This is a genomic window from Terrabacter sp. 01T434 (assembly GCF_056398545.1).
In genome coordinates, this window is sequence record NZ_JBFTPP010000002.1 from 189,792 (window position 1) to 213,421 (window position 23,630).

At 69.2% G+C, this 23,630-nt stretch carries 24 protein-coding genes; 11 read left to right on the plus strand and 13 right to left on the minus strand.

The window, feature by feature from the left end; translation table 11 throughout:
* The first annotated feature begins 17 nt into the window (after positions 1-17).
* The gene (mgrA, locus tag AC1DIW_RS06085; protein ID WP_478106853.1) at positions 18-1,061 is read left to right on the plus strand and encodes an L-glyceraldehyde 3-phosphate reductase; all 1,044 of its coding nucleotides are present in this window, start codon (positions 18-20) and stop codon (positions 1,059-1,061) included.
* Positions 1,062-1,194: 133 nt separating this feature from the next.
* Here the strand turns inward: mgrA and AC1DIW_RS06090 are convergent, their stop codons facing one another.
* Together AC1DIW_RS06090 and AC1DIW_RS06095 are read right to left on the minus strand one after the other, a co-directional pair.
* A complete protein-coding gene (locus AC1DIW_RS06090) occupies positions 1,195-1,764 on the minus strand; it encodes an NADPH-dependent FMN reductase (RefSeq protein WP_442278603.1) in 570 nt (189 codons plus the stop codon).
* A 72-nt stretch (positions 1,765-1,836) separates the two neighbouring features.
* Positions 1,837-2,559 (minus strand): FadR/GntR family transcriptional regulator, encoded by a 723-nt coding sequence (locus AC1DIW_RS06095; RefSeq protein ID WP_478106854.1) that lies wholly within the window; start codon positions 2,557-2,559, stop codon positions 1,837-1,839.
* Positions 2,560-2,642: 83 nt separating this feature from the next.
* Here AC1DIW_RS06095 and AC1DIW_RS06100 point away from each other — a divergent pair, with 83 nt between their 5' ends.
* The gene (locus AC1DIW_RS06100; protein WP_442278601.1) at positions 2,643-3,134 is read left to right on the plus strand and encodes a PaaI family thioesterase; all 492 of its coding nucleotides are present in this window, start codon (positions 2,643-2,645) and stop codon (positions 3,132-3,134) included.
* Between the two features lie 59 nt (positions 3,135-3,193).
* On the opposite strand, the gene AC1DIW_RS06105 is transcribed toward AC1DIW_RS06100, so the two are convergent.
* The 4 genes from AC1DIW_RS06105 to AC1DIW_RS06120 are packed head-to-tail and all read right to left on the minus strand — an operon-like array spanning position 3,194 to position 7,126.
* On the minus strand, positions 3,194-4,405 hold the full coding sequence (locus AC1DIW_RS06105; RefSeq protein WP_478106855.1) for an XdhC family protein: 1,212 nt from the start codon (positions 4,403-4,405) through the stop codon (positions 3,194-3,196).
* On the minus strand, positions 4,398-5,519 hold the full coding sequence (locus AC1DIW_RS06110) for a vWA domain-containing protein (protein ID WP_442278599.1): 1,122 nt from the start codon (positions 5,517-5,519) through the stop codon (positions 4,398-4,400). Before AC1DIW_RS06110 ends, AC1DIW_RS06105 begins: the two co-directional genes overlap by 8 nt.
* Positions 5,516-6,403, minus strand: coding sequence for an AAA family ATPase (locus AC1DIW_RS06115; protein ID WP_478106856.1), 888 nt, complete (start codon positions 6,401-6,403; stop codon positions 5,516-5,518). Before AC1DIW_RS06115 ends, AC1DIW_RS06110 begins: the two co-directional genes overlap by 4 nt.
* Positions 6,404-6,451: 48 nt before the next feature.
* Positions 6,452-7,126, minus strand: coding sequence for a nucleotidyltransferase family protein (locus AC1DIW_RS06120; RefSeq protein ID WP_478106857.1), 675 nt, complete (start codon positions 7,124-7,126; stop codon positions 6,452-6,454).
* Positions 7,127-7,280: 154 nt separating this feature from the next.
* Here AC1DIW_RS06120 and AC1DIW_RS06125 point away from each other — a divergent pair, with 154 nt between their 5' ends.
* The 4 genes from AC1DIW_RS06125 to AC1DIW_RS06140 are packed head-to-tail and all read left to right on the plus strand — an operon-like array spanning position 7,281 to position 11,131.
* Positions 7,281-8,132 (plus strand): ABC transporter substrate-binding protein, encoded by an 852-nt coding sequence (locus AC1DIW_RS06125; RefSeq protein ID WP_478106858.1) that lies wholly within the window; start codon positions 7,281-7,283, stop codon positions 8,130-8,132.
* A gap of 10 nt (positions 8,133-8,142) precedes the next feature.
* The gene (locus tag AC1DIW_RS06130) at positions 8,143-8,964 is read left to right on the plus strand and encodes an amino acid ABC transporter permease (RefSeq protein WP_478106859.1); all 822 of its coding nucleotides are present in this window, start codon (positions 8,143-8,145) and stop codon (positions 8,962-8,964) included.
* Positions 8,961-9,866: an amino acid ABC transporter ATP-binding protein gene (locus AC1DIW_RS06135; RefSeq protein WP_478106860.1), complete on the plus strand. Its 906-nt coding sequence runs from the start codon at positions 8,961-8,963 to the stop codon at positions 9,864-9,866. Before AC1DIW_RS06130 ends, AC1DIW_RS06135 begins: the two co-directional genes overlap by 4 nt.
* The gene (locus tag AC1DIW_RS06140; protein WP_478106861.1) at positions 9,866-11,131 is read left to right on the plus strand and encodes an NAD(P)/FAD-dependent oxidoreductase; all 1,266 of its coding nucleotides are present in this window, start codon (positions 9,866-9,868) and stop codon (positions 11,129-11,131) included. The genes AC1DIW_RS06135 and AC1DIW_RS06140 overlap by 1 nt, the downstream gene beginning before the upstream one ends.
* A gap of 381 nt (positions 11,132-11,512) precedes the next feature.
* On the opposite strand, the gene AC1DIW_RS06145 is transcribed toward AC1DIW_RS06140, so the two are convergent.
* Together AC1DIW_RS06145 and AC1DIW_RS06150 are read right to left on the minus strand one after the other, a co-directional pair.
* Entirely contained in the window at positions 11,513-12,469 is a 957-nt protein-coding gene (locus AC1DIW_RS06145) for an NAD(P)-dependent alcohol dehydrogenase (protein ID WP_478106862.1), read from the minus strand.
* Between the two features lie 74 nt (positions 12,470-12,543).
* Entirely contained in the window at positions 12,544-12,828 is a 285-nt protein-coding gene (locus AC1DIW_RS06150; protein WP_442278591.1) for an ASCH domain-containing protein, read from the minus strand.
* A 305-nt stretch (positions 12,829-13,133) separates the two neighbouring features.
* Here AC1DIW_RS06150 and AC1DIW_RS06155 point away from each other — a divergent pair, with 305 nt between their 5' ends.
* From AC1DIW_RS06155 to AC1DIW_RS06170, 4 genes are all read left to right on the plus strand, one after another.
* Entirely contained in the window at positions 13,134-14,186 is a 1,053-nt protein-coding gene (locus AC1DIW_RS06155) for an alpha/beta fold hydrolase (RefSeq protein WP_478106863.1), read from the plus strand.
* A gap of 81 nt (positions 14,187-14,267) precedes the next feature.
* On the plus strand, positions 14,268-14,546 hold the full coding sequence (gene nrtS, locus AC1DIW_RS06160; RefSeq protein ID WP_442278589.1) for a nitrate/nitrite transporter NrtS: 279 nt from the start codon (positions 14,268-14,270) through the stop codon (positions 14,544-14,546).
* A gap of 77 nt (positions 14,547-14,623) precedes the next feature.
* The gene (locus AC1DIW_RS06165) at positions 14,624-15,658 is read left to right on the plus strand and encodes a class I SAM-dependent methyltransferase (protein WP_478106864.1); all 1,035 of its coding nucleotides are present in this window, start codon (positions 14,624-14,626) and stop codon (positions 15,656-15,658) included.
* Complete coding sequence (locus tag AC1DIW_RS06170; protein WP_478106865.1) at positions 15,655-15,951, plus strand: hypothetical protein; 297 nt, start codon at positions 15,655-15,657, stop codon at positions 15,949-15,951. Before AC1DIW_RS06165 ends, AC1DIW_RS06170 begins: the two co-directional genes overlap by 4 nt.
* A 489-nt stretch (positions 15,952-16,440) precedes the next feature.
* On the opposite strand, the gene AC1DIW_RS06175 is transcribed toward AC1DIW_RS06170, so the two are convergent.
* The 5 genes from AC1DIW_RS06175 to AC1DIW_RS06195 are packed head-to-tail and all read right to left on the minus strand — an operon-like array spanning position 16,441 to position 22,211.
* A complete protein-coding gene (locus tag AC1DIW_RS06175; RefSeq protein WP_478106866.1) occupies positions 16,441-18,045 on the minus strand; it encodes a glycoside hydrolase family 66 protein in 1,605 nt (534 codons plus the stop codon).
* Positions 18,042-19,130: a glycoside hydrolase family 15 protein gene (locus AC1DIW_RS06180; protein WP_478106867.1), complete on the minus strand. Its 1,089-nt coding sequence runs from the start codon at positions 19,128-19,130 to the stop codon at positions 18,042-18,044. The genes AC1DIW_RS06175 and AC1DIW_RS06180 overlap by 4 nt, the downstream gene beginning before the upstream one ends.
* The gene (locus AC1DIW_RS06185) at positions 19,127-19,921 is read right to left on the minus strand and encodes a carbohydrate ABC transporter permease (RefSeq protein ID WP_442278584.1); all 795 of its coding nucleotides are present in this window, start codon (positions 19,919-19,921) and stop codon (positions 19,127-19,129) included. The genes AC1DIW_RS06180 and AC1DIW_RS06185 overlap by 4 nt, the downstream gene beginning before the upstream one ends.
* Before the next feature lie 56 nt (positions 19,922-19,977).
* Positions 19,978-20,934 carry a carbohydrate ABC transporter permease gene (locus AC1DIW_RS06190; RefSeq protein ID WP_478106868.1) on the minus strand — a complete coding sequence of 319 codons (957 nt, stop codon included), beginning with the start codon at positions 20,932-20,934 and terminating at the stop codon, positions 19,978-19,980.
* A complete protein-coding gene (locus AC1DIW_RS06195) occupies positions 20,931-22,211 on the minus strand; it encodes an extracellular solute-binding protein (RefSeq protein WP_478106869.1) in 1,281 nt (426 codons plus the stop codon). The genes AC1DIW_RS06190 and AC1DIW_RS06195 overlap by 4 nt, the downstream gene beginning before the upstream one ends.
* A 237-nt stretch (positions 22,212-22,448) precedes the next feature.
* Between AC1DIW_RS06195 and AC1DIW_RS06200 the strand changes: the two genes are divergently transcribed.
* Positions 22,449-23,552 carry an ROK family protein gene (locus AC1DIW_RS06200; RefSeq protein WP_478107072.1) on the plus strand — a complete coding sequence of 368 codons (1,104 nt, stop codon included), beginning with the start codon at positions 22,449-22,451 and terminating at the stop codon, positions 23,550-23,552.
* Positions 23,553-23,630: the final 78 nt, after the last annotated feature.

The window sequence follows — 23,630 nt, forward strand, 5'->3', positions numbered from 1 at the left end:
GGGGCAGACTGGGGCGCATGACTCTTCACGCCGACGACTACCAGGCCTCGCGCAGCCGCTACGACTCGATGACCTACCGCCGCACCGGCCGATCGGGCCTCGACCTGCCCGCCGTCTCGCTCGGGCTGTGGCACAACTTCGGTGACGACGTGCCCCTCGACCGCCAGCGCGCGACGCTGCGCCGCGCCTTCGACCTCGGCGTCACGCACTTCGACCTCGCCAACAACTACGGCCCGCCCTACGGCAGCGCCGAGCGCAACTTCGGCGCCATCTACGCGCAGGACTTCAAGCGCTACCGCGACGAGCTGATCCTCTCGACGAAGGCCGGCTACGACATGTGGCCCGGCCCCTGCGGCCAGGGCGGCGGCAGCCGCAAGTACGTCCTGTCCTCGCTCGACCAGTCGCTGCAGCGGATGGGCGTCGACTACGTCGACATCTTCTACTCCCACCGTTTCGACGAGACGACGCCGCTCGAGGAGACGATGGGCGCGCTCGACACCGCCGTCCGTCAGGGCAAGGCGTTGTATGCCGGCATCTCCTCCTACTCGGGTCCGCGCACTCGCGAGGCCGTCGAGATCCTTCGGTCGCTCGGCACGCCGCTGCTCATCCACCAGCCGAGCTACTCGATGCTCAACCGCTGGGTCGAGGAGGACCTGCTCGACGTGCTCGGTGAGGAGGGCGTCGGCTGCATCGCGTTCAGCCCGCTCGCCCAGGGCATGCTCACCGACAAGTACCTAAACGGGGTGCCGGAGGGCTCGCGCGCGGCGCAGGACAAGTCCCTGTCGACCGACCTGCTGACCGAGCAGAACCTGACACACATCCGCGCCCTCAACGGCATGGCGAAGGAGCGCGGCCAGTCCCTCGCGCAGATGGCGCTCGCGTGGATCCTTCGGGACCAGCGCGTCACGTCGGTGCTCGTCGGCGCGTCGTCGGTCGGCCAGCTCGAGAACAGCCTCGGCTCGCTCGACAACCTCGAGTTCTCGCAGGAGGAGCTCGACCAGATCGACCAGCACGCCGTCGAGGGCGGCATCAACCTCTGGAAGACCTCGAGCGCCCACTGACCCCGGGCGCCACGCAACACACCCGGTAACAGTCAGCCGACGACGGTTGCAACCGCGCCGCGTTGACCCTTACCGGGTGTGTTGCCGGATGGCGGGCGTCGGCCGTAGCCGGCCGGACGTCGGCGGTCGGGCGTCAGTCGCGCGGCAGGACGGTGAGGACCCGCTCGATGTGGTCGCGGAACTCCCGCATGAAGTCGGACAGGAAGGTCGCGGTCGAGTCGTCGGTGACCTCGCCGTCGTCCGTGATCAGGCCGGGCCGGAGGCTGATGTAGGCCTCGGGCGCGGTCATCTGGCGGGCGTTGCAGAAGCTGAGGACGCCGCGCAGGCTCTGCTGGGCGAGCGCCGTGCCGATCTGGCCCGGCGAGGCGCCGATGACGGCGGCCGGCATGTGGTTGAAGGAGTTCTGACCCCACGGGCGGGACGCCCAGTCGATGGCGTTCTTCAGGGCGCCCGGGATGGAGCGGTTGTACTCCGGGGTGACGAAGAGGACGGCCGACGCCCGGCCGATGGCCTCCTTGAGGGCGCGCGCCGCCGGAGGGTAGTCGGCGTCGAAGTCCGGGCTGTAGAGCGGGAGGTCACCGATGGGGATCTCGGTGAACTGGAGGTCCGCCGGTGCCAGCTTGATCAGGGCCCGGCTCAGGATTCGGTTGATCGAGGTCGATGACAGGCTGCCCACGAAGTAGCCGACCTGGTACGTGCTCACGTTGTCCTCCTCGGGCGGGAAAGTCCTTGGCGCACCTCGTACCCTCCTCCCCCGCGCCGACGATGTCGACCGTCAGGCGCCCCGGGTCACCGGGTCGAGGGTGCGCCCGGAGTCGGTGAGCGAGGCCCACACGTCGACCGCCTGGGTGAGGATCGCGTCGGCGAGGCGAGCGGCCAGGTCGGCGTCGCGGGCGGCGATGGCGGCGGCGAGCGGCGCGTGCGCCACGAGGTCGGAACGGTCACCGGCGAGCAGGGCGTCCATGACCTCGGGGCAGCTGTCGATGGCCATGACGAGCGAGTTGAGCGCGAGCCGGAAGGCGAGGTTGCCGCTCGCCTCGACGACCTCGAGCCAGAAGTGCCGGTCGGCGTCGCCGTGGTCGTCGAGGTCGTATGCCGCCGCTGCCGCCATGATGCCCACCCGCGCCGCGTCGGACGCCCGGGTCGCTGCGACCCGGGCCGCCTCGACGCCGATGCAGCGGCGCATCTCGAGACCGTCGCGCAGGATCATCGGGTCGAGCCCCTCGCCGGATCGCGCGAGGTGAGCGAGCAGGTCGAGGCCGGCGCTGCTGCGGACGTCGAGGACCACTGCGCCGCCGCCGTGGACGACCCTGACGAAGCCAGCGGCCTCGAGGCGCTGGAGGGCCTCGCGGACCGCGTCCCGGCTGATGGCGAGGGAGACGGTGAGCTCACCCTCGGACGGCAGCGCGTCACCGGCAGCGAACCGCCCGGTGAGCACGGCGTCGCGCAGCTCGACGAAGACCTCGTCGGACTCGCCCCGGTCTCCGCGCTCGCTCACGACGACGAGGATGACACCGGCGCCTCGACTCATCAAGAGGTTCGCCCAGTTCGTTCAGGCGGGGCTTTTAGTAGCGTGACCCCATGGCGGACCTCGCACCCGACGCCGACGAGGCGCTCAGCATCCAGGAGTGGCTCTACCCGAACCTCCCGTGCTTCGGCTGCGGGCCGGCCAACGACAAGGGCCTGCGGCTCAGGAGCTACCCGATCGGCGACGGGTGGGCCGGTGGCGTCACGGCCTCGTTCACGCCGTGGCCCGAGCACGACAACGGCGTCGGCTACCTCAACGGCGGCATCATCGGCACGGTCCTCGACTGCCACAGCGCCGCGGCCGTCATGCTCGAGGCGAAGCGCCGCGGGTGGCCGGCCCTGCCGGGGGCAGACCTCGCCTACGTCACGGCCGGGCTCGACGTGCGATTCCTGCGCCCGGCCCCGCTGCACGACACCGTGGAGCTGCACGCCGTGGTCACCGCGGCGGACGAGCCGCAGATCACCGTGGCGGCCGTGCTGCGCTTCGACGGCAAGGTGCGCGCCGAGGCGACCGCCGTCTGGAAGCGGTGGCGCCCGCGGACCTGACCCACCCCGATCGAAAGAGCGATCCGTCCGCGCGCGTGTCGGACGGATCGCTCTTTCGATCATTCGGGGGTGGTGTCGTGGGCGGGATGGTGGTGGTGGATCGGCCCCTCGGTGGCGGCGAGCCGCTCACCCGCACCGCCCCAGCGCAGGGCGATGATCTCGGCCGCGATCGAGACGGCGGTCTCCTCGGGCGTGCGCGCCCCGAGGTCGAGCCCGATCGGTGAGCTCATCCGGGACAGCTCGTCGTCGGTGAGTCCGGCCTCGCGCAGCCGCTCGAGCCGGTTCTCGTGGGTGCGCCGCGACCCCATGGCGCCGATGTAGGCGACATCTGGCAGGCGCAGCGCCACCTCGAGCAGCGGCACGTCGAACTTCGGGTCGTGGGTGAGCACGGCGATGACGGTGCGGCTGTCGATGCGGCCCTCGTCGACCTCGTTCTGGAGGTAGTCGTGCGGCCACTTGACGATGACCTCGTCGGCGCCGGGGAAGCGCGTCTTCGTCGCGAAGACGGGCCGGGCGTCGCACACCGTGACGTAGTAGCCGAGGAAGCTCCCCACCCGAGCCACCGCCGCAGCGAAGTCGATGGCGCCGAAGACGAGCATCCGCGGCTTCGGCGCGTGCGCCGCCACGAAGACCCGCATCCCCTCACCACGACGCTCCCCGTCGGGACCGTAGGTGAGGATGGCCGAGCGGCCTTGCGCGAGAAGCCCCCTCGCGTCGTCGCGGACCGCGTCGTCCGCACGTCCGCTGCCGAGCGAGCCGAGGACGGATGCCGACCCACGGGGGGCTCCGCCCCCCGTGCTCCCCCCGGCCCGTTCGGTGGCCTCGTCGACTTCCTCGGGGTGCACGACGACGCGCCGACCGACCCACGACGGCTCGGGGTGCTCGATGACGGTGACGACGGCGACGGCCCGACCGGCGGCGATGTCGGCGGCGACCTCGCCGAGCTCGGGGAAGGTGTCGCGTGAGACCTTCTCGACGAAGACGTCGAGGATGCCCCCGCAGGTCAGGCCCACGGCATACGCCTCGTCGTCGCTGACGCCGTAGCGCTGGAGCACGGGGTGGCCCGACTCGACGACCTCCTGGGCCAGCTCGTAGACGGCGCCCTCGACGCAGCCGCCGGAGACGGAGCCGACGGCCTCGCCGCCGGGGCCGACGAGCATCGAGGCGCCGGCCTGGCGCGGCGCCGAGCGCCACGTGCCGACGACGGTGCCGACGCCGACGGTCTCGCCGGCCGACCACCATTGCATCAGCTCGTCCATCACCTCACGCACGGGCCACCACCTCGATCAGCTCCTCGAACGTCGCGAGCGAGTGCCCCGCGACGAAGTCGTCGATGTGCGGCAGGGCCGCGACGATCCCTTGCTGCACCGGCGCGTAGCCGGCCTTCCCGCGGTGCGGGTTGACCCACACGATCCGGTGCGAGAGGGCGGCGAGCCGGCGCATCTGCTCGCCGAGCATCTCCGGTCCTTCGCGTTCCCAGCCGTCGGAGAAGACAACGACGACGGAGCCGCGGGCCATACCCCGGCGGCCCCAGCGGTCGAGGAACGCGCCGATGGAGTCGCCGAGGCGGGTGCCGCCGGACCAGTCGGGGACGACGCGTCCGGCGGCGGCGAGCGCCCGGTCGGGGTCGCGCTCCGCGAGGGCACGGGTCACGTGGGTCAGGCGCGTGCCCATGGTGAAGACCTCGACGTGGGGCACCGTGCGCACGAAGACGTGGGCGAGGCGGAGGAGGCTGTCGGCATACGCGCTCATCGACCCGGAGACGTCGATGAGCAGGACGATCCGGCGCGGGCGGGTGCCGCGGCGGCGGTGGTGGACGCGGCCCGGCTCGCCCATCCGGCGCAGTTGCTCGCGCAGCGTCGCCGGTCCGTCGATCGCGCCGCTCCGCGCGCGCACGTGGCGGCGGGCGCGGCGCAGCGGTGAGCGCGGGTCGAGACCGGCGAACATCCGTGCGGCAGCGGCGCGGTCGGCCGCGTTGAGGGTCGCGACGTCGCGGTGGCGCAGCACCTCCTGCGCGCTCGCGCGGGCCTGGACGCTGTCGGTGTCGCCGTCCCCGGCCTCGCCTTCGCCGCTGTCGAGCGGGGCCTGGCTCACCGGCGGGCGCTGGATGTCGACGCGCTGCCCCTTCGGGATGGACTCGCCGCCGAACCAGCGCTCGAAGAGCTCGTCGTAGGCCGGGAAGTCGGCCGGGGTGCTCGTCAGCGTGGCGCGGCCGGCCCAGTAGACGCCGGTGCGCTCGCCCATCCCGACGGTGGCCGCGGCGACGAGGAAGGTGCGCTCGCGGTCGGCGGTGACGTGCAGGCCGGCGGCGCGCAGAGCGCGGGCGAAGCCGAGGAGCAGCTCGTCGACGTCGGGCTCGGGAGGTGGCTGGAGCTCGACGGTCATGCGGTGAGCAGCTTGTCGAGCGAGGCGCGGATCCTCTCGGAGTCCTCGCGGTACTTCAGGGCGGCGCCGAGGGTGGCGGCGGCGACCTCGGCGTCGAGGCGGGTGGCGCCGACGGTCTCGAGCGCGCGCGCCCAGTCGAGCGTCTCGGCGACGCCCGGGGGCTTGATGAGCTCGCCCGAGCTGCGCAGCCGCTGGACGAGGGTGACGACCTGCTCGGCGAGCGCGGCGCTGACCTCGGGCAGGCGGGTGCGCACGATCTCGAGCTCGCGGGCCAGTCCCGGGTGGTCGATCCAGTGGTAGAGGCAGCGGCGCTTGAGGGCGTCGTGCAGCTCGCGGGTGCGGTTGGAGGTCAGCACGACGATCGGGGGCGTGGCGGCACTGATGGTGCCGAGCTCGGGGATCGTCACCTGCCACGTGCTCAGGACCTCGAGCAGGAAGGCCTCGAACTCGTCGTCGGCGCGGTCGATCTCGTCGATGAGCAGGACGCACGGGGCTTCACGGAGAGCCTGCAGCACGGGGCGGGCGAGGAGGAAGCGCTCGTCGAAGAGCTCGGCCTCCAGCGCTTTGGCGTCGTGGTGCTCGTCGCGGCTCAGGGCCTCGACGGTGCGCAGGTGGAGGATCTGGCGCGGGAAGTCCCAGTCGTAGAGGGCCTGCGTCGCGTCGATGCCCTCGTAGCACTGGAGGCGGATGAGCTTGAGGTCGAGCGCTTGGGCGAGGCCCTCGGCGAGCGCCGTCTTGCCGGTGCCGGGCTCGCCCTCGAGCAGGATCGGCCGGTTCAGCCGGGTCGCGAGGAAGGTCACCGTCGCGAGCGCCTCGTCGGCGAGGTAGCCCGTGCCGCCCAGGGCGGTCGTGACGTCGTCGGCACTGGTGAACAGGTGATCCATCCCCTGAGCATCACTCATGAACCGGGCTTGGGGAAGCGGAGGGCCTTTTCAGCGGGACGTGTCGAGGTCGCCCGGGGTGTCGGCGTCGCGTCCCGTCGCGAGGTCGCCGCACTCGACGAGCTCGTGCGGGTGCGCGCGGTAGTAGTGCCGGGCGCCGTGGTCGCCGACGGCCATCGCGACGACGCCCTCCCAGTGCTCGCGCCCGATGAGCGCGGGGTGTCCCGGGTGGTGGTCGTATGCCGCCCGCCGCAGCACGCGACGCAGCGCGGGCTCGTCCTCCTGGCGCGGCACGTCGAGCACGCGGGCGACGACGTCCGGGGTGAGATCGGGCAGGTCGACGAGGGTCACGAGCACGGCGTCGACGCGCGTCTCGCCCTCGTGGCTCGCGCGGGCCAGCGCCGTCAGGCCGGACCGGAGGCTCGCGCCCATCCCCTCGTCCCAGTCGTGGCAGGTGACGACATCGATGTCCCGACCGAGGGCCGTCACGATGGAGGTGACCTCCTGGCCGGCAGCCCCGACGACGACGGTGACGCCGGCGCAGCCGCCGTCGTGCAACAGCCGGACGGCGCTCTCGGCGAGGGTCGGGTCGTTCGGGTGACGGCGGATGAGGGCCTTGGGGCCGCCCATCCGTCGGCCGGCGCCGGCGGCGAGGACGAGCCCACGCACGTGCGGGGCCCGCCCGTGAACCGAAGCCGGGTGGGGCGCGTTCTCACTCTCGCTCACATGCGGAACGTACCCCGCGGACGCAGCCCCGGCGGGCTTCCCGCGACGCCTCGAGAATCTCAGGACCCGGGGGAGGGTCAGCCGCTCGCCGGTCCCATGGAGTCGCCGACGCTCTGTAGTCTCGCCACCAACCGTCAATTCTGGAGGAATGCAGATGTCGCAGCTCAGGTCTCCCCTTCTCGGCTACGCGGCCGTCGTCTCCCTCACGGCCCTCGCCCTCGCCGCCTGCGGCTCGAACTCGAGCGGCAGCACTGGTGGAAGCAACCCCTCCGGTGGGCCGCAGCTCGTCAGCTCGGACGCCCTCACGGTGTGCACGCACCTGTCCTACAAGCCGTTCGAGTTCAAGGACAGCTCGGGCAACGTCGTCGGCTTCGACATGGACCTCGCGCAGAACGCCGCGAAGCAGCTGGGGCAGTCCAAGGTCACCATCGTCGACATCGACTTCGCCTCGCAGACCTCCGGTGCCGTGTTCGCCGCGAAGAAGTGCGACATGGCGATGGGCGCGGTCACCATCAACGACAAGCGGAAGCAGTCCGTGGCCTTCTCGACGCCCTACTTCAGCGCGACGCAGGCCCTGCTCGCGAAGAAGTCCTCCAACGTCACCGACCTGTCGTCTCTCAAGGGCAAGAAGGTCGGTGTCCAGACCGACACGACGGGACAGGCCTACGCCGAGAAGAACAAGGACGCCAACGGCTACGAGACCGTCGTCTTCGACGACCTGCCCACCGAGATCGCCGGCGTCCAGTCCGGCCGGGTCGACGCCGCCATCAACGACAACGGCCCACTCCTCGACTTCGCCAAGACCAACCCGGACTTCGCGGTGGTCAAGGAGTTCGACACCGGCGAGCAGTACGGCTTCCTCTTCCAGAAGGACGATGCCAACGCCGCCAAGATCAAGGACGCCTTCAACGCGGCCCTCAAGAAGTCGATCCAGGACGGGTCCTACAAGGACAGCTACAAGAAGTGGTTCGGCTCGGACCCGGCCGTGATGCCGACCGTGTCGTGAGGACACTGTCATGACGTCCCCTGCAGCAGCGGGGCGAGTGCGGAGGCTCTCACCCCGCAAGCGGGCCCAGCGCATCCGGTGGGTGCAGTACGCCGTCCTCATCGCCGCCGTCGCCCTGCTCATAGCGGTCGCAGACCTCCGCCAGATCCAGAAGGTCTTCTTCCGCGGTGACCTGATCGTCGACACCCTGACCCAGGGACTCGGCCGCGCGCTCTTCAACACCGTCATCTATGCGCTGGGCGCCTTCGTCCTGGGCCTGGTGCTCGGGACGATCCTCGCCCTCATGCGCCTGTCGTCCGTCGGCCCCTACCGTTGGATCGCGACGGTCTACATCGAGTTCTTCCGAGGGTTGCCGGCCATCATCGTGCTCCTGGCTTTCGGGCTGCTCCCGCTGGCCTTCCCGGGCCTGGAGATCCCGTTCGGCATCTACGGGACGGTGTGGAGCGCGCTCGGCATCGTCGCGGCGGCCTACATGGCCGAGACGATCCGCGCCGGCATCCAGGCCGTGCCGAAGGGGCAGGTCGAGGCAGCCCGGTCGCTCGGCATGCCGGCCGGCGCCGCGACGCGCAAGATCGTGCTCCCCCAGGCGTTCCGGATCGTCACGCCGCCGTTGACGAACGAGCTCATCCTCGTCGTCAAGGACAGCTCCCTCGCCTACATCATCGGACTGTCCGCGACGTCCTTCGACCTGACGAAGTACGGCCGGGACCTCGCCAACACGAACGCGAACCTCACCCCGCTCGTCATCGCGGGTCTCTGCTACCTCCTCATCACGCTGCCGCTCACCTTCGCGGTCAGGCGCATGGAAGCGAAGTCGGCGAGGGCACGATGACGGCGAACCAGACCCCCACGCATACGACCTCCTCGGACGGCGATGCCGTCGTCGTCGAGATCACGGACCTGCGCAAGTCGTTCGGGTCGGTCGAGGTCCTGACCAACATCACGACGACGATCAAGCAGGGCGAGGTGGTCTGCGTCATCGGCCCCTCCGGCTCGGGGAAGTCGACGCTGCTGCGCTGCATCAACCTGCTCGAAGAGCCGAGCGGCGGCACGGTGCTCGTCGACGGGATCGATGTCACCGACCCCGACTGCGACATCGACCGGGTGCGCAGCAAGATGGGGATGGTCTTCCAGCAGTTCAACCTCTTCTCGCACCTGACCGTGCTCGACAACTGCACGGTCGCGCAGCAGGTCGTCCACAAGCGGGGCAAGGCCGAGGCCGAGAAGATCGCGAGGGCCAACCTCGACAAGGTGGGGCTCGCGGGCCGGACCGAGGCCTTCCCCGCGCAGCTGTCAGGCGGGCAGCAGCAGCGCGTCGCGATCGCCAGGGCGCTCTCGATGGAGCCGGAGCTCATGCTCTTCGACGAGCCGACGTCTGCGCTCGACCCCGAGCTCGTCGGCGAGGTCCTGGCGGTCATGCGACGGCTGGCGTCCGAGGGCATGACGATGATCGTGGTGACGCACGAGATGGCGTTCGCGCGCGAGGTCGCCGACCGTGTCATCTTCATGGACGGCGGCGTCATCGTCGAGGAGGGGCACCCCGACCGCGTCATCGGCGACCCGCAGCACCGTCGGACCCGGACGTTCCTCAAGCGGGTCCTCGACCCCACGCACGTCGACCCGGAGGCCGACGAGGACCCCGGCGACGAACGGCGCTCCCAGATCAAGGAGGCCGAGCTGTCGGCGCGGGCGCAGCCCCATGTGCCCGACGACATCAAGGAGCAGCGGTTCTGATGCCAAGTCCGACGGGGGACGTCGCCGTCGTCGGTGCCGGGCTGATCGGTCTCTTCAGCGCGCACTACCTGCTCGAGCGTGGGTATGCCGTCACGGTCCTCGAGGCGGGCGGGCTCGGCGGGGGTGCGGCTCGCGTCAACGGGGGCTGGGTCTGTCCGGCACGCAGCGACCCGCTGCCGTCGTGGGGTGTCGTCCGCGACGGGATGCGTTCGCTCACCTCGCCGGGGAGCGGCAGCTTCTTCCTGCGGGCGAGGGCGCTCCCGCGGGTGGCGGGCTACCTCGCGCGGTTCCTCGCGAGCTCGGGCGAGGGCCGGTTCGTCCGCTCCTGGGACGAGCTCGACGTGCTGAACGGTCGGACAGCCGGGCTCGTGGACAAGCTCGTGGAGGCCGGGATCATCGACGACTTGCAGGACGAGGGCTTCCTCATGCTGCACTCGACCCGTGCGGAGGCCGAGGTGTCACGGGCGTCCCTGCTCGCGGTCTCGCGGCGCGGGCTCTCTCCGGCGCCCGATCCGATCGTGGGACGGCAGGCGCTTCTCGAGCTCGAGCCGGGGCTCGGCGAGGCATCGCAGTTCGGGTTCGTCCACCGGGGTGACCGGTGGCTGGATCCGTCGCGGTTGGTGGATCGCCTTGCCGCCTCGCTGAGTTCGCGAGGTGCACGTTTCGTGACGGACACGCCGGTCCGGGCCGTGCGGCAGCGCGGGGGCCGGGTCGAGCTCGCGACCCCTTCTGGCGTGGTGGAGGCCAGCCATGCCGTCGTCGCGGCGGGCGCCTGGTCCGAGCAGCTGCTCCGGCCGCTCGGGATCCGGGGTTACGTGACCGCCGGCAAGGGCTACAGCTTCACGATCCATCCCGAGCACCCACCGACGCACGTGCTGCGGCTCGGCGACACGCATGTCGGGGTGACCCCCATGGGTGACCGGACGCGGCTGGTCGGCATGGTCGAGTTCGACGGCACCCCGGACGGCCTGAATGCCGGGCGCATCGACGTCATGAAGCGCAAAGCCGCGCCCTACCTGTCCGGGATCGACTGGCGTGCCAGCACGGACGAGCAGGCCGGACCTCGCCCCATGACGCCCGACGGCAAGCCGCTCATCGGCTGCGCGCCGGGAGCCGAACGCATCGTCGTGGCGACCGGGCACAACATGCTCGGACTCAGCCTCGCCGCCCCCACTGCGTCACTGGTGGCTGAGCTCGTCGCGCGTGGCCCAGCCGCTTCGCTCCCGGCCTTCGACCCGATGCGTTTCACCCGACGACACCGTTAGGTTCACGTCCTTCGAAAGCAAGGCGTAGAGGACGAGTACGGCCAAGGGAGCCGCAGGACCGCCCGGCCATGCCTGCAACTGCAACGGGCTGACGTCACGCCGCGATCCGCAAGCCTTTGGCACCAGTTTCGTCCGACCCCACAGCGGCGTCCCACCGCCTCGATGCGGTGCGTGACGAAGTCGCTGCCTTCCGCCGCGTAAGCGACTGCTGTGGAATCCACGTCGCCTGCGCACGTCGACTGGACCACGGCAATGCTCGCCCATCTCGGTTCAACACCGGCCTGCCCATCTTCCCAGGTGTCCGCAGGCCACAGCAGCGCCCACATCGCGCGCTGAGGCGCGGCAGCCAGGGCAGATTCAGACTGCCGAAGCGTACCGGCGTCAGGTTGGGGTGATGACGACCTTGCCGAGGGCGCGGCCCTGCCCGACGCGGGCCAGCGCTTCCGGTACCTCTTCGAGCGGGTAGGTGCGGTCGATGTGGATGCCCACCTGTCCGGCGACGCACAGATCGGTCAACGGCTGGAAGTGGGCCGGACCCGGCTGCACGACCATCACCCCGATGCGGCGGCCCGTGATCATCCCCGCCGTCGCGCCGATCGTGAGCACCCGCAGCAGCGCTCGGACGGACCCGCCCACGCACCGGTACCGGCCGCCGGGAGCGAGCGCGCGACGGTAGGCGAACACCGACCGCTGGGCCACGAGGTCCAGGATCAGGTCGTACGGCTCGTGGCCCCGGGTGAAGTCATCGCGGCGGTAGTCGATCACCTCATCGGCGCCGAGGGTCCGCATGAACTCCAGCTTGTGGGCGTTGTCGACGCCGGTGACGTGCGCACCTGAGCGCTTGGCCAGCTGGATCGCGAAGGAACCAGAGCCACCGCCCGCACCGTTGATGAGCACTCGGCGCCCGCTCGAGGGGCGGGCCGTGCCCTGCAGCGCGATCGCGCCGGCCTGCGGGATCGTCGACGCCTCGGCGAAGGTCAGCTCCGGCGGCTTGAGAGCCAGGGCCGACGCGGGTGCCACCGAGTACTCGGCGAAGCCGCCCATCAGCGCCAGGTTGTCGCCGTAGACCTCCTCACCCGGCTGGAATCGAGTGACGCCGTGGCCGACGGCCTCGACAAGCCCGGCGATGTCCGAGCCAAGCGTGCGACGTCGCGGCGTGCGCAGCCCACCCAGGCGCGCGTACCCGGGCGAGCCACGCAAGGCCTCCCAGTCGCTGAGGTTGATCGACGTGGCCGCAATCTTCACCAGGACCTGCCCGGCAGCAGGGGACGGAGTCGGGACGTCCTGGACACGCAACACCCCGGGGCCCCCGTAGCGCTCGTAGACGACTGCCCTCATGCCCCCTCCAACCCGGCCATGCCTCGATCCTGTCAGGTCTGCTCGAAGGGCCTGCGTCACTCCGCCCCCTGTCGCTACACGACATGGAACTCGACTCTGTGAACGAGGGTGTCGTCGGCGATCGGCCCAGAGTGGGCCGCCCGGTCCCGAAGGGCCTCAAGATCAGCCTCGCCTGATGCGGCCAAGTCGTCTTCGGTCACAGCCGAGAACGGCAGCACATCGAGGGACTCGATTTCGATGACGACGCCAGCAGTCTGGTAGCGGCCCCCCACCTTGACTTGCGGCCTGCTCCATAGCCTGATCGAGACCGTGATTTCGCCACATGCAACCCGGTCGCGAAGGTCTCGACTGAACATCATCCCAATACGCTAAACCCGCTAAAACCGCCTGCAGGTGCTAGTCGATGTGGCCCCTTCCGCCGCCAAGGTCGCCGGCGCGCGAGCTCCTCCGGCCCACTTCGAGACCTCATCGGCGAAGCGCATCCTCAGCGTCCAGACTGACCGGGATCGGCCAGCTACCCGGGCCGGATGACGGCACGACGTCCTTCGGGTGCCGCTCGCGTGCATGCGCCGCCGTCAAGCGCAGGTATCCGTGGTTCCTGCCGGGCCCGGGCTCTATCGTTGACGGGAGGCTGTCTCGGCGGCCTCGCGGGCTGGAGTGCTGGATGATGAAGCCGGAGACGCAATACGCGAAGAGCGATGGGGTCAGCGTCGCCTACCAGGTCGTGGGTGACGGGTCGCATGACCTGATCCTGGTGCCGGGCTTCGTCTCTCATGTCGAGGTGGCGTGGGAGCAGCCGCGGTTGGCTCACTTCCTGAGCCGACTGGCCTCGTTCTCGCGGCTGATCGTGTTCGACAAGCGGGGTTCGGGCATGTCCGACCCCGTTGACCGCCCGCCGTCGATGGAGCAGCGGATGGACGACATCCGCGCTGTCATGGATGCCGCCGGATCGCGCCGTGCCACCCTGTTCGGCGTATCGGAAGGCGGCACACTCAGCCTGCTGTTCGCCCACAAGCACCCGGAGCGGACGCGGGCGCTGGTCCTGTACGGGTCGTGGGCACGTCGCCTTGCCGGACCCGACTACCCCTACGGCCCCTCCGCTGAGCAGCTCGAGGACACCATCGTCGGAATGGACCGGGCGTGGGCGTCGGGCACGTGGTGGGATGGTGGCCGCCCGAGTCCAGCCGACGATGCGCAGCATCGCGCGTGGTGGGCGCGGTACCTGCGGATGGCGGCGAGCCCGGCCATGGCGCAGAACGCCATCCGGATGAACATGCGGATGGACGTCCGCGACCTGCTCCCGAAGGTCGAGCAGCCAGCCCTGATCTTGCACCGGGCAGGTGACACGTGGATCGAGGTGGGCCACGCGCGGTACCTCGCTGAGCACCTTCCCGGAGCCCGTTACGTCGAGCTGTCCGGAACTGACCACCGGCCTTGGCTCGGCGACGTCGACGCGATCGCTGATGAGGTCGAGATCTTCGTGACCGGTCGAAAGAGCCGTCCGAGGCGGCGGACCAGTCTGGGGGTCGATGCGTTGAGCCGACGCGAACGCGAGGTGGCTCTGCTCGCCTCCCGCGGCGAGACGGCCAGCGCGATCGCCGGCCAGCTCGGTGTGAGCAAGCGCACCGTGGAGAGTCACCTCGTCAACGTCTACGAAAAGCTCGAGATCGGTTCGAAGACGGAACTGGTGCGCCGGGGCGCCGAGCTCGGAATCTAGCAAAGTCCCGTATCTATACGGAGGTATCTCTGACCGTCCCTGCCTACTTTGATCGACAACCCCAGATCGAGGGAGGTCGAGATGAACGAGTCAGGGTCAACGTGGTCCACGCCACGTGAACTGCTGTCGGTGGCCTTTTCGCGACGGCAGCTCAAGCGGACGGTTTCCGTCATGTTGATTGTCGGAACCGCGTTCTTCGCGATGAACCAGCTCGGCGTCATCCTGGCTGGGCGCGCGACCGTCCTGGTCTGGGTGAAGGCCGTTCTGACGTACCTGACTCCGTTTTGCGTCTCGAACTTCGGCCTCTTGTCGGCCACCCGCAGAACTGTGCACCGCTCGCGTTCAACCCAAACCGGTTGAGAGCGGCGAACTCCTCACCCACACCAGAGCAATGATGCCAAGAGCAGGAAAGGAAGAAGGACATGAACGAGGCGAGAATGACCGAATTCGTCGAGAAAGCCATCTGCGATGTCGGAGCCCTGCTCGGCGGTTCGTTGGTCGTCATCGGCGACAAGCTCGGCCTGTACCGCGCGATGGCCGGGGCCGGTTGGCTCAGCCCGGCGGACCTGGCCGGCCGCACCGGCACCGCCGAGCGGTACGTGCGCGAGTGGTCGAGCGCACAAGCGGCACGCGGCTACCTGATGTACGACGGTGACGGCCGGTTCCTGCTCCCCGATGAACACGCCATCCCCCTGACCGATGAGACCAGCCCAGCCTGCGTCATCGGAGCCTTCGAGATCGCCGTCGGATCGGTCTACGCGACGGACACGATCGCCGAGCGGTTCCGGACCGGCAAGGGCTTCTCCTGGGGCGACCACGACGGCCACGTCCTCGGCGGCTGCGAACGGTTCTTCCGGCCCGGCTACCTCAACAACCTGGCCAATGCCTGGATCCCCGCGCTCGACGGTGTCGAGGCCAAGCTCAGGGCCGGCGCCCACGTCGCCGACGTCGGCTGCGGACACGGTGCGTCCACGTTGCTCCTCGCGCAGGAGTACCCGGCCTCGAGCATCGTCGGTTTCGATGCGCACGAAGGGTCGATCGAGGCAGCGCGGAAGCGTGCCGCAGACGCAGGACTGGCCGATCGGGTTCGCTTCGAGGTCGCCTCCGCCGCGACGTTCGAAGGGGCCTTCGATCTCGTCTGCTTCTTCGACTGCCTGCACGACATGGGCGACCCGGCCGGTGCATGTGCCCACACCCGCGATCATCTGGCGCCGGGCGGGACCCTCATGCTCATCGAGCCGTTCGCCAATGATGACCTCAGCGACAACCTCAACGCGGTCGGCGCCGCCTACTACGGGTTCTCGACACTGCTCTGCACTCCGAGCTCGTTGTCCCAAGACGTGGGTGCCGCGCTTGGTGCGCAAGCGGGGGAGTCCAGACTGCGTGAAATCGTTGTCGGCGCGGGGTTCTCGACTTTCCGACGGGTGGCCGAGACGCCGTTCAACGTCGTGCTGGAGGCGAGAGTGTCGTGAAGTTTGCCCAGACGATCAACTTCAGGTCGGGTCGGATCGCAGACTTCGACCACTATCTCGATGCCTGGATGGCCAGGACCGAAGGTGATCGGATCCCGCACCGCGCCGTGTTGACAACGGACCGGGACGCCGACGACCAGTACACGCTCTTGGTGGTGTTCGCGTCGCACGAGCAGGCTATGGAGAACTCCAACCGCCCCCAGACCGCGGAGTTTGCCGCGTTCCTGGCCGGGATTTGCGAGGGTGCCCCAACCTTTCGCAACCTCGACGTGCTGCGCGAAGTAGAGCTGTAGACCTGCTGGCACCGGCGCTGGTGCGCCCTCTCCGTGGCACCCGGGAGTTCAGCCCGTGCCAAGCGGTCCGGTCCCCGCGGTAGACGCCCGCGACAAAGGGACCGCGCTCGACTCGGAATGGCGCGTCATCCCGCCGCGTGTTGGACACTGTCAACCCCGTCCTTCAATCCCTGAATCTTGCTGTTGCCGTCTGCGTTCAGGAGCCAGACTTCGATGCCTGCGCTACATATCTCGGTAACGATCTCGATGCACGCCCTGGGGTGGTCGGTGAGGTAGCAAGGGGCATCGCTGGCTCGACCTCTCTTGGACACGGAGGACGTCCAAGTCTCGGACCTGCAACAGGGCGAAGGACTTCATCGAGTCGGCCAGGACTCCTTCGTGGTCGCCATATCGCTACTGACGGAGAGCTCGCCTCTTCGAAAGGAACTCCAGGATGCGAGCGTGGCGACGGCGCACCCCATTCCCGAGTCTCGACGGGTCGCCCCGCGGTTAGTGGTCGACGACGATGACGGCCCAGGTGTCGAACTCAGGGACGTCGATGACGGCATACTCGCCGTCCAGCGCAAGGTCAACCGGCGAGAACTGAGGACCATCCATTGGCTGTCCGACTATTGCCGAGGCCGAGGTCGACGCGATCTTGACTCGGACGCGGACGCGGCTGCACAGCCCGATCTGTTGGCGGGGCACGTTCCATTGGCCGTCGTCTTGAGAGCGGAAGTCGATGAGCTGGACGATGGTCCGCCGGCCGAGAGTGCTGACGCGGACCCACACGCTGCCCGGCGATGGGCGGAGCGACGTCGGAGCGCCTTCGACCATGACGTCCTGGTTGATCCCGCCGAACAAGTGACTCGTCCCCTCTCGGATCGAGGGGTCGTAGAGCAGGTCCCCGGCCGCTACCGCGAAGTCGGCGAACTTCCGCAGCACGGCGAGGGCTTCCGCCGTCAAGGTCGCGTAGTTGGGGTAGTACGGATGGACCAGAGCGCCGTCCCGTTCGCCGAAGAGGAGGTACTGCCCACCCTCGGCCCACACCGTTGCGAGTGCGAGCTTGGCGGCACTCACCTCGGCCGGTCCGCAGGCGGCAGCGAGTGGCTCGAGGTAGGCGGCGAGGATGACCGGCCGCTCGGGGGCGAGGTCACGGGCTCGGCGCACCAGGTCGACAAGGTCGGCGTGCGTGTCGTGCGGCGACCACACCTCGATGTAGGTGGCGTCCTGCCTGGCCCGGACGGTGGCGCGTGTCGGGTAGTCGTTGACGTTGTTGAAGATCAGGGTGGAGTGCGGCAGTCGGGCACGGACCGCGTCGATGTAGGCGGGGAAAGCCTCGGCGTAGTCGATGACCACCCCGTCGGAGGCGGTGGCGTGCTTGGGGTCGCCGTACTGGTCCAGGTGCAGGCCGTCGAAGCCCACCTCGTCCACGGCGGCGCCCATCTCGGAGACCAAGTGCCGCGACCACGCCGAGTCGGGCCGCAGGTCGGTGTTCCACAGGAAGTCGCCGAGCATCCAGGGCGAACCGTCCGGGTGGCTAACGAGCTGCTCGGGATGCTCCGCCGCGTACTCCTTGCCCGCCGCGTACACGGCGGCGTACGCGAGCGTCTGGGCGCCGGCTTCGCGCGTGGCCCGGATGAAGTCGCGGACGACGGGCAGCGACAGTTCGCGGCCGAGGGTGTCGACGAACTCGTCGGTGGGTGGCAGGAGGGCGGCGTGCCGGTACATCCAGTCGTAGAACTGGATGTGGGTGAGGTGAAAGGCGCGGAACGAGTCGGCGACCGCGTCGGCGTCGGGCCGGCCGGGCCGGAAGTCGGTGACGAAGCCGTATCGCGGACGCGCGTTCGCGTCGGCGAGGACGTCGAAGGCCGTCCTAGCGACTGACTCGCCAGACCGGACGAGGACGGCATACGCACCGACGTCGAAGCGCCCGAGAGTGAGGCGGTTGCGCCCAGTCGACGTCATGAAGGACTGGGTGTCGACGACCGTGGCGAGTCTGCGCACCTCGACCACGACCTCCCCGGAGGAGGGCGCGTCGAGCAGGAGGACGACGAGAGTGCCCGGGTCGTGGCTGCCGCGTTCGCTCCGGACGTCGAAGGTGCTTGCGGTCATGCCGATCCGATCTCGTGGACGAGGGTGAGGTACATCGCGTGTGACCAGAGCAGCGGGGTCGCAACCGGGCCCCAGCGTTCGAGCCACTCCCCCACACGGGTCGGGTCCTGCGGGTGGTCGATGACCTGCTCGGGCAGGTCGAGCGTCTCGCTGGCCTGGCGCTCGACCCAGCGCAGGCGTTCGTATGCCGTGTCGACCCGACCGGCTGACAGGTGCACCCAGCCGCTCCAGGCCGTCAAGAGCAGCCACTCGCCGCCGCCGTAGTAGGTGTCGCCGAGGTAGCGCAGCACACCGCCGCCGGGAGTGAGCAGCTCGGCCTCGACCCGTGCGGCCGTGCGCGCGAAGACGGGGTCGTGGACATCGACGACCCCGAACGGGACGGCGATCCACAACAGCGAGGCGTCGACCGCGTTCGTGTCATCGTGCTTGACGAACGAGCCGTCGCTGACGAAGTCGCGCATCAGAACTGAATGGAGGTCGTCCGCGGACCGACGGTAGTGGTCATCGGCGAGAAGGGCCGCGGCGGCGCGCAATCCGGCGACGGAGGCGGCCACGGTGGCGGCGTGCCGCCGGTCGTCGGACTCTTCCCAGCAGTCGTAGCAGGCTCGGTCGCCAGTCGCGACCAGGTAGTCCGCCACCAAGCGGATGGCCTGCCGCTCGGCATCGTCGGGGGTGGCTCCGCGGCGGGCGACATGCTCGGCAAAAGCCCACAGCCAGGTGCCGTAGCCGTCGAGCTGGAAGTTGGGCCAGTTCTCCTCGCCTGACTCCACCGTCCCGTCGAGCTCGAAGCGGGTGGGGAGCATGCCGTCCGCCGGCGTCGTGGCGGCCGAGGCCGTCACGTGCTCGACGTGGCGTGCCATGCCGAGGAGGGTGCGCACGACCCAGGCATGGAACTTCGACGCCGCGTCGCCTCGACCGTGCCTGTCGAGCGCATCAGCGCAGAAGCTCCCGTCACGCAGCCAGGCGAACCGGTAGGTGGGGTAGGTGGGGGCTGCGACGAACGCACCTGATGCGGCCTGACCCGACAGCAGCACTTCCACTGCGTGCGAGACCAGTGCGTCGGTCGTGGGGGGGCTGATGGTCATCCCTTGAGGGCTCCTGCCTGGACTCCGGCGACGAACTGGCGCTGGAAGATGATGAACACGATGACGACAGGGAGCACGGCGATGACCGAGGCGGCGAAGACCAGCCCCCACGACGTGGCGTGCTGTCCCTGGAACAGGGCGATGGCGATGGGCAGGGTCCGCTTCTCCGGCGAGTCGATGATCGTCAGCGCCCAGACGAACTCGTCCCACGATCCGAGGAAGGCGAAGATCCCGGCCGTCGCGAGCGCGGGTCGGCACAGCGGGAGGATGAGCGACCAGAAGATGCGGAACGGCCCCGCCCCGTCGATGACCATCGCCTCGTCCAGCTCACGCGGTATCGACGCGATGAAACCCCGCAGCAGGAAGGTGGTGAAGGCCAGCTGCCCGGCGACGTAGAACAGGACGAGCCCGATGCGGGAGTCCAGGACGTGCAGGTCCCGGGCCACGAGGTACTGCGGGATGACGAGCATCATCCCGGGGATCATCAGGGTGGCAACCAGGCCGAGGAAGACGACCCGCTTGCCGACGAACTCGAACCGGGCGAAGGCGTAGGCCATCATCGCGCCCAGGAACAGGACGCCGACGACGGTCGCCACCGAGACGAGCAGGCTGTTGGCGAAGTAGAGGGCGAAGCCGTTGGACGCCAGCGCCTGCTGGTAGTTGGCCGCCGTCGGGTCGTGGGGCAGCAGTCGGGGCGGCACCTCGAGGACGAAGGTCTGCTTCTTGAATGACGTCGACACCATCATGAGGAACGGCACGCAGAACACGAAGGCCCCGAGGGCCAGCACCACATGCCGCCCCGCGAACCCGCCTCGACTACGGAGACTCCGACCGCCGGCATACCCGCTCATTGACCGACCTCCTGGTCGAAGCGGAACAGTCGCATCTGGACGAACGACAGGGCGAAGATGCACAGCGCAAGGAGGTAGGCGATGGCGGAGCCGTAGCCGAAGTCGAGGAACGTGAAGGCCTGTTTGTACATGTAGGTGAGCACGACCCCGGTGTCGTTGGCGGGGCCCCCGCCGGTCATGATGAAGACGGAGATGAACACGTTGAAACCGCCGATGACGAGCATGACCGTCACGAAGGCGACCACGGGACGCAGCAGCGGCAGCGTCACCGAGAAGAACTGCCGCGCCGGACCGGCGCCGTCGACGGCGGCCGAGTCGAGCAGCTCCTTGGGGACCGCCTGGAGCGCGGCGAGGAAGATCAGCATCGACCACCCGACGCCCTTCCAGATGCCGAGGAGGGCAAGGGTGATCATCGCCGGCCAGCGTGACCCCAGCCAGTCGACCGGGGCTCCGATGACGTGGAGCCAGTCGTGGAGCACGTGGTTGACCAGGCCTGCGTCGGAACCGAAGAGGTACTCGAAGACCAACGACACGACGACCCAGCTCGTGATCACCGGGAGGTAGTAGAGCGCCCGGAACACGACCCGGCCACGGATCGCCCCGTTGAGCAGCAGCGCCAGCAGCATGCCGATCACCATCTGCGCAGGGACGGTCGCGACGAGGTAGAACACCGTGTTCACTGCTGCCTTGCGCAGGATCGGGTCCTTGAGCGCCCGGGTGTACTGGTCGAGGCCGACGAACGGGCTGATCGCGCCCGGCATGACCTTCCAGTCGTAGAAGCTGATCTTCAGGGCAAGGAAGACCGGGTAGGCGATCAGGGCCAGGAAGAGGACCAGCCCCGGGGCGAGGAACGCGTATGCCGTGCCAGTGCGCTTGCCGTGCGGCTGGGTGCTGCGGGCGGCGCGCAGGTGGGGGCCGCGCGCCTCCCGCAGCCGGTTGGAAAGGGCCGTCATCCGTTCGCCAGGAGCGGGTCCACCTGGCTCGCCGCGGCGTCGAGCGCCTGCTGAACCGTCTCCTGACCCTTGAACGCCTTCTGGACCTCGTCGGAGATGATCGTCTCGATCTTCGGGTACTCCGGGTTGGGCAGCCGCGGCTTGGCCGTCTGCAGCTGCGCGACGAAGGGTGCGTAGTACGGCTGGATGGCGGTCAACTTGCTGCCGAGGTCCTTCAGGACCGGCATCTGTCCGACCTTGGCCATGGCGATCTGGGCGTCGTCGCTCAGCATGTAGCGGGCGAACTCCGAGGCCTCGGGCATGTCGGGGCAGCTGCTCGTCATGACGAGGTCCTCACCGCCGACGACCGATATCGAGCCTCCGCCCCCGTCGGGGACCGGGGCGGTCTTGAGGGCGAACGTCGGGTTCTGCTTCTGGAAGATCGGGTACATCCACGGGCCGTCGAGGATCGAGGCGTACTTGCCGTTGGGCAGTCCGACCGCGGTGTCCAGTCCGCCCTTGCCGCCCATGACGATGTTGGGCAGCTGGCCCTGCTTGTACAGATCGACGAGCAGCTGCACCCCGGCCACCGACTTGGCCGAGTTGAGGTAGCCGGTCGCCTTGGTCTGGGCGGGATCGGTGACGTCGCCGCCGGCCGACCAGATCCAGGGGAAGAGGTTCCAGCCACTCGTGCCGTTGTCGGCGAACGCGACGTCGCCGGTTCCCTTGAGCTTGGCCGCGAGCGCGCGCACGTCGTCGAAGGTCTTCGGCGGGCTGGTCATGCCCGCCTTGGTCAGCGTCGCCTGGTTGTACATGAGCACGCGCGTGTTCGTGTCCAGTGGCAGGCCAAAGTGCTCCCCCTTGTAGAGGTTCGTCGCCAGAGCGCCAGGGTAGGTCCGGCCGGCGATCGTCCCGAACTCGGGCAGCTGCTTGTCCATGTCGACGATCGCGCCGAGCTTGGCCAGCTCAGGCACCCAGATGATGTCGCTGCGCACGAGGCACGGCAGGTTGCCGCCGGCCGCGGAGGTGAGCAGCTTCTGGTGCAGCTGGTCGTAGGGGAACGCCACGTCCTTGACGGTGATGTTGGGGTGGGCCTTGGTGAAGGCCGGGATGACGACCGTCTCGAGCTGGTGCACCTCGGGACTGTCCGCGCTGTACGCGTGCCAGTACGTGAGGGTGACTTTCTTGTTGGCGTCCGTCGTCGAGGCCGACGACCCACCGGAGCAAGCCGTCAGGGCCAGAGCCGTGGCCGTGGTCCCGACCACGGCGAGCAGTGCTGTGCGGGAACTGGTCCGCATCTTCGTCCTCCAGGGGTAACGCGTCGTTGCGTCTGGTGACGACGGGCATGTCGTCGGGTATATTTTCAACATGGAACTTAGTCAGCGTCAAGACCGGGACCTTTCACCGACCCGTCGGGTGCTTTAGCATTCATCTGAAATGAAGTCTGGGCGTTTGCCGAGAAGGGAAGTACGACGATAGCCACGACGTTCGACGGCGGCCGGGGGCTCGACGAGCTCGACGGGCTGACCCGCGACCTGGTCCTCGCCGTCCTCATCCACGGCCCGATCACCCGCTCGGAGCTGGCCGACCGACTCGGCGTGTCCGCCCCCACGCTCACCCGGCTGACTGCCCCGCTCGTAAACGGTGGCCTGCTCGAATCCGCCGACGAACCCGTCGCCGGTCGGCTGGGCCGCCCAGCTCGCCCCCTCGACATCGTGACCGGCAACCATGAGTTCGTCGGAATCAAGCTCTCGGGCGACTCGATTCACGCCGTGCGCACCGACCTGCGGGCCCGGGTGCTGGAGTCGGTCGACGCGCGGCTGGAGGACCACGACCCGACTGCCGTCGTCGACGCTGTCGAGCGGCTCGTCGTGTCGCTGGCCGAGCCGAGCGCCGTGACGGCCATCGGCATAAGCCTCGGTGGGAGCACCCCCGACCACCGCGAGGTCTCGCGGGCCCCTTTCCTCGGCTGGACCGGCGTTCCTCTCGCAGCCCTGGTGACCGAACGCCTGGGACGACCCACCGCCATCGAGAACGACCTTCTCGCCATGACGCTCGCCGAACAGTGGTTCGGCGACGGCCGCGACATCGACAACTTCGCCGTGCTCACCATCGGCGCAGGCGTTGGCTACGGCCTGGTGACCCACCGACGTCTGGTGACAAGCCCCGACGCCGGGGTGGGTCTCGTCGGTCATTTCCCGGTGGCGCCCGAAGGCCCCTGGTGCGCTGACGGCCACCGCGGCTGCGCAGACACGATGCTCAGCATCAGCGGGGTGCGATCCCAGGCCGCGGTGGCGTTGAGGCGCGATCTCTCCTACGACGACGTTCTGGACCTCGCCGAAGAGGGCGACCCGGCCATGTCCGCGATCGTCCGGGAGTCGTCACTCGCGCTCGGACGGCTCGTCGCGGCCGTCGCCAACCTCACCATGAGCCAGAGGATCTTCGTGTCCGGTGAAGGCATCCGCCTTGCCCAGATCGGTGAGCAGCACGTCCGCGCGGGAATCGCACGCGACCGCGACCCCAACGCCTCCGCGGTCGACCTCGTTCTGCAGCCATACGAGTCCGACCTCTGGGCCCGGGGCGCAGCAGCCGTGGCCATCCAGCACTTCATGCTCAGCAGCGACGCACCAGCTCGCTGACGATCACGCGGAGTCACCGGCGACGCGCCCTTGTCTCGACGATTGCAAGACGATTGCAAGGTGTCGTTCAGCAAGGCT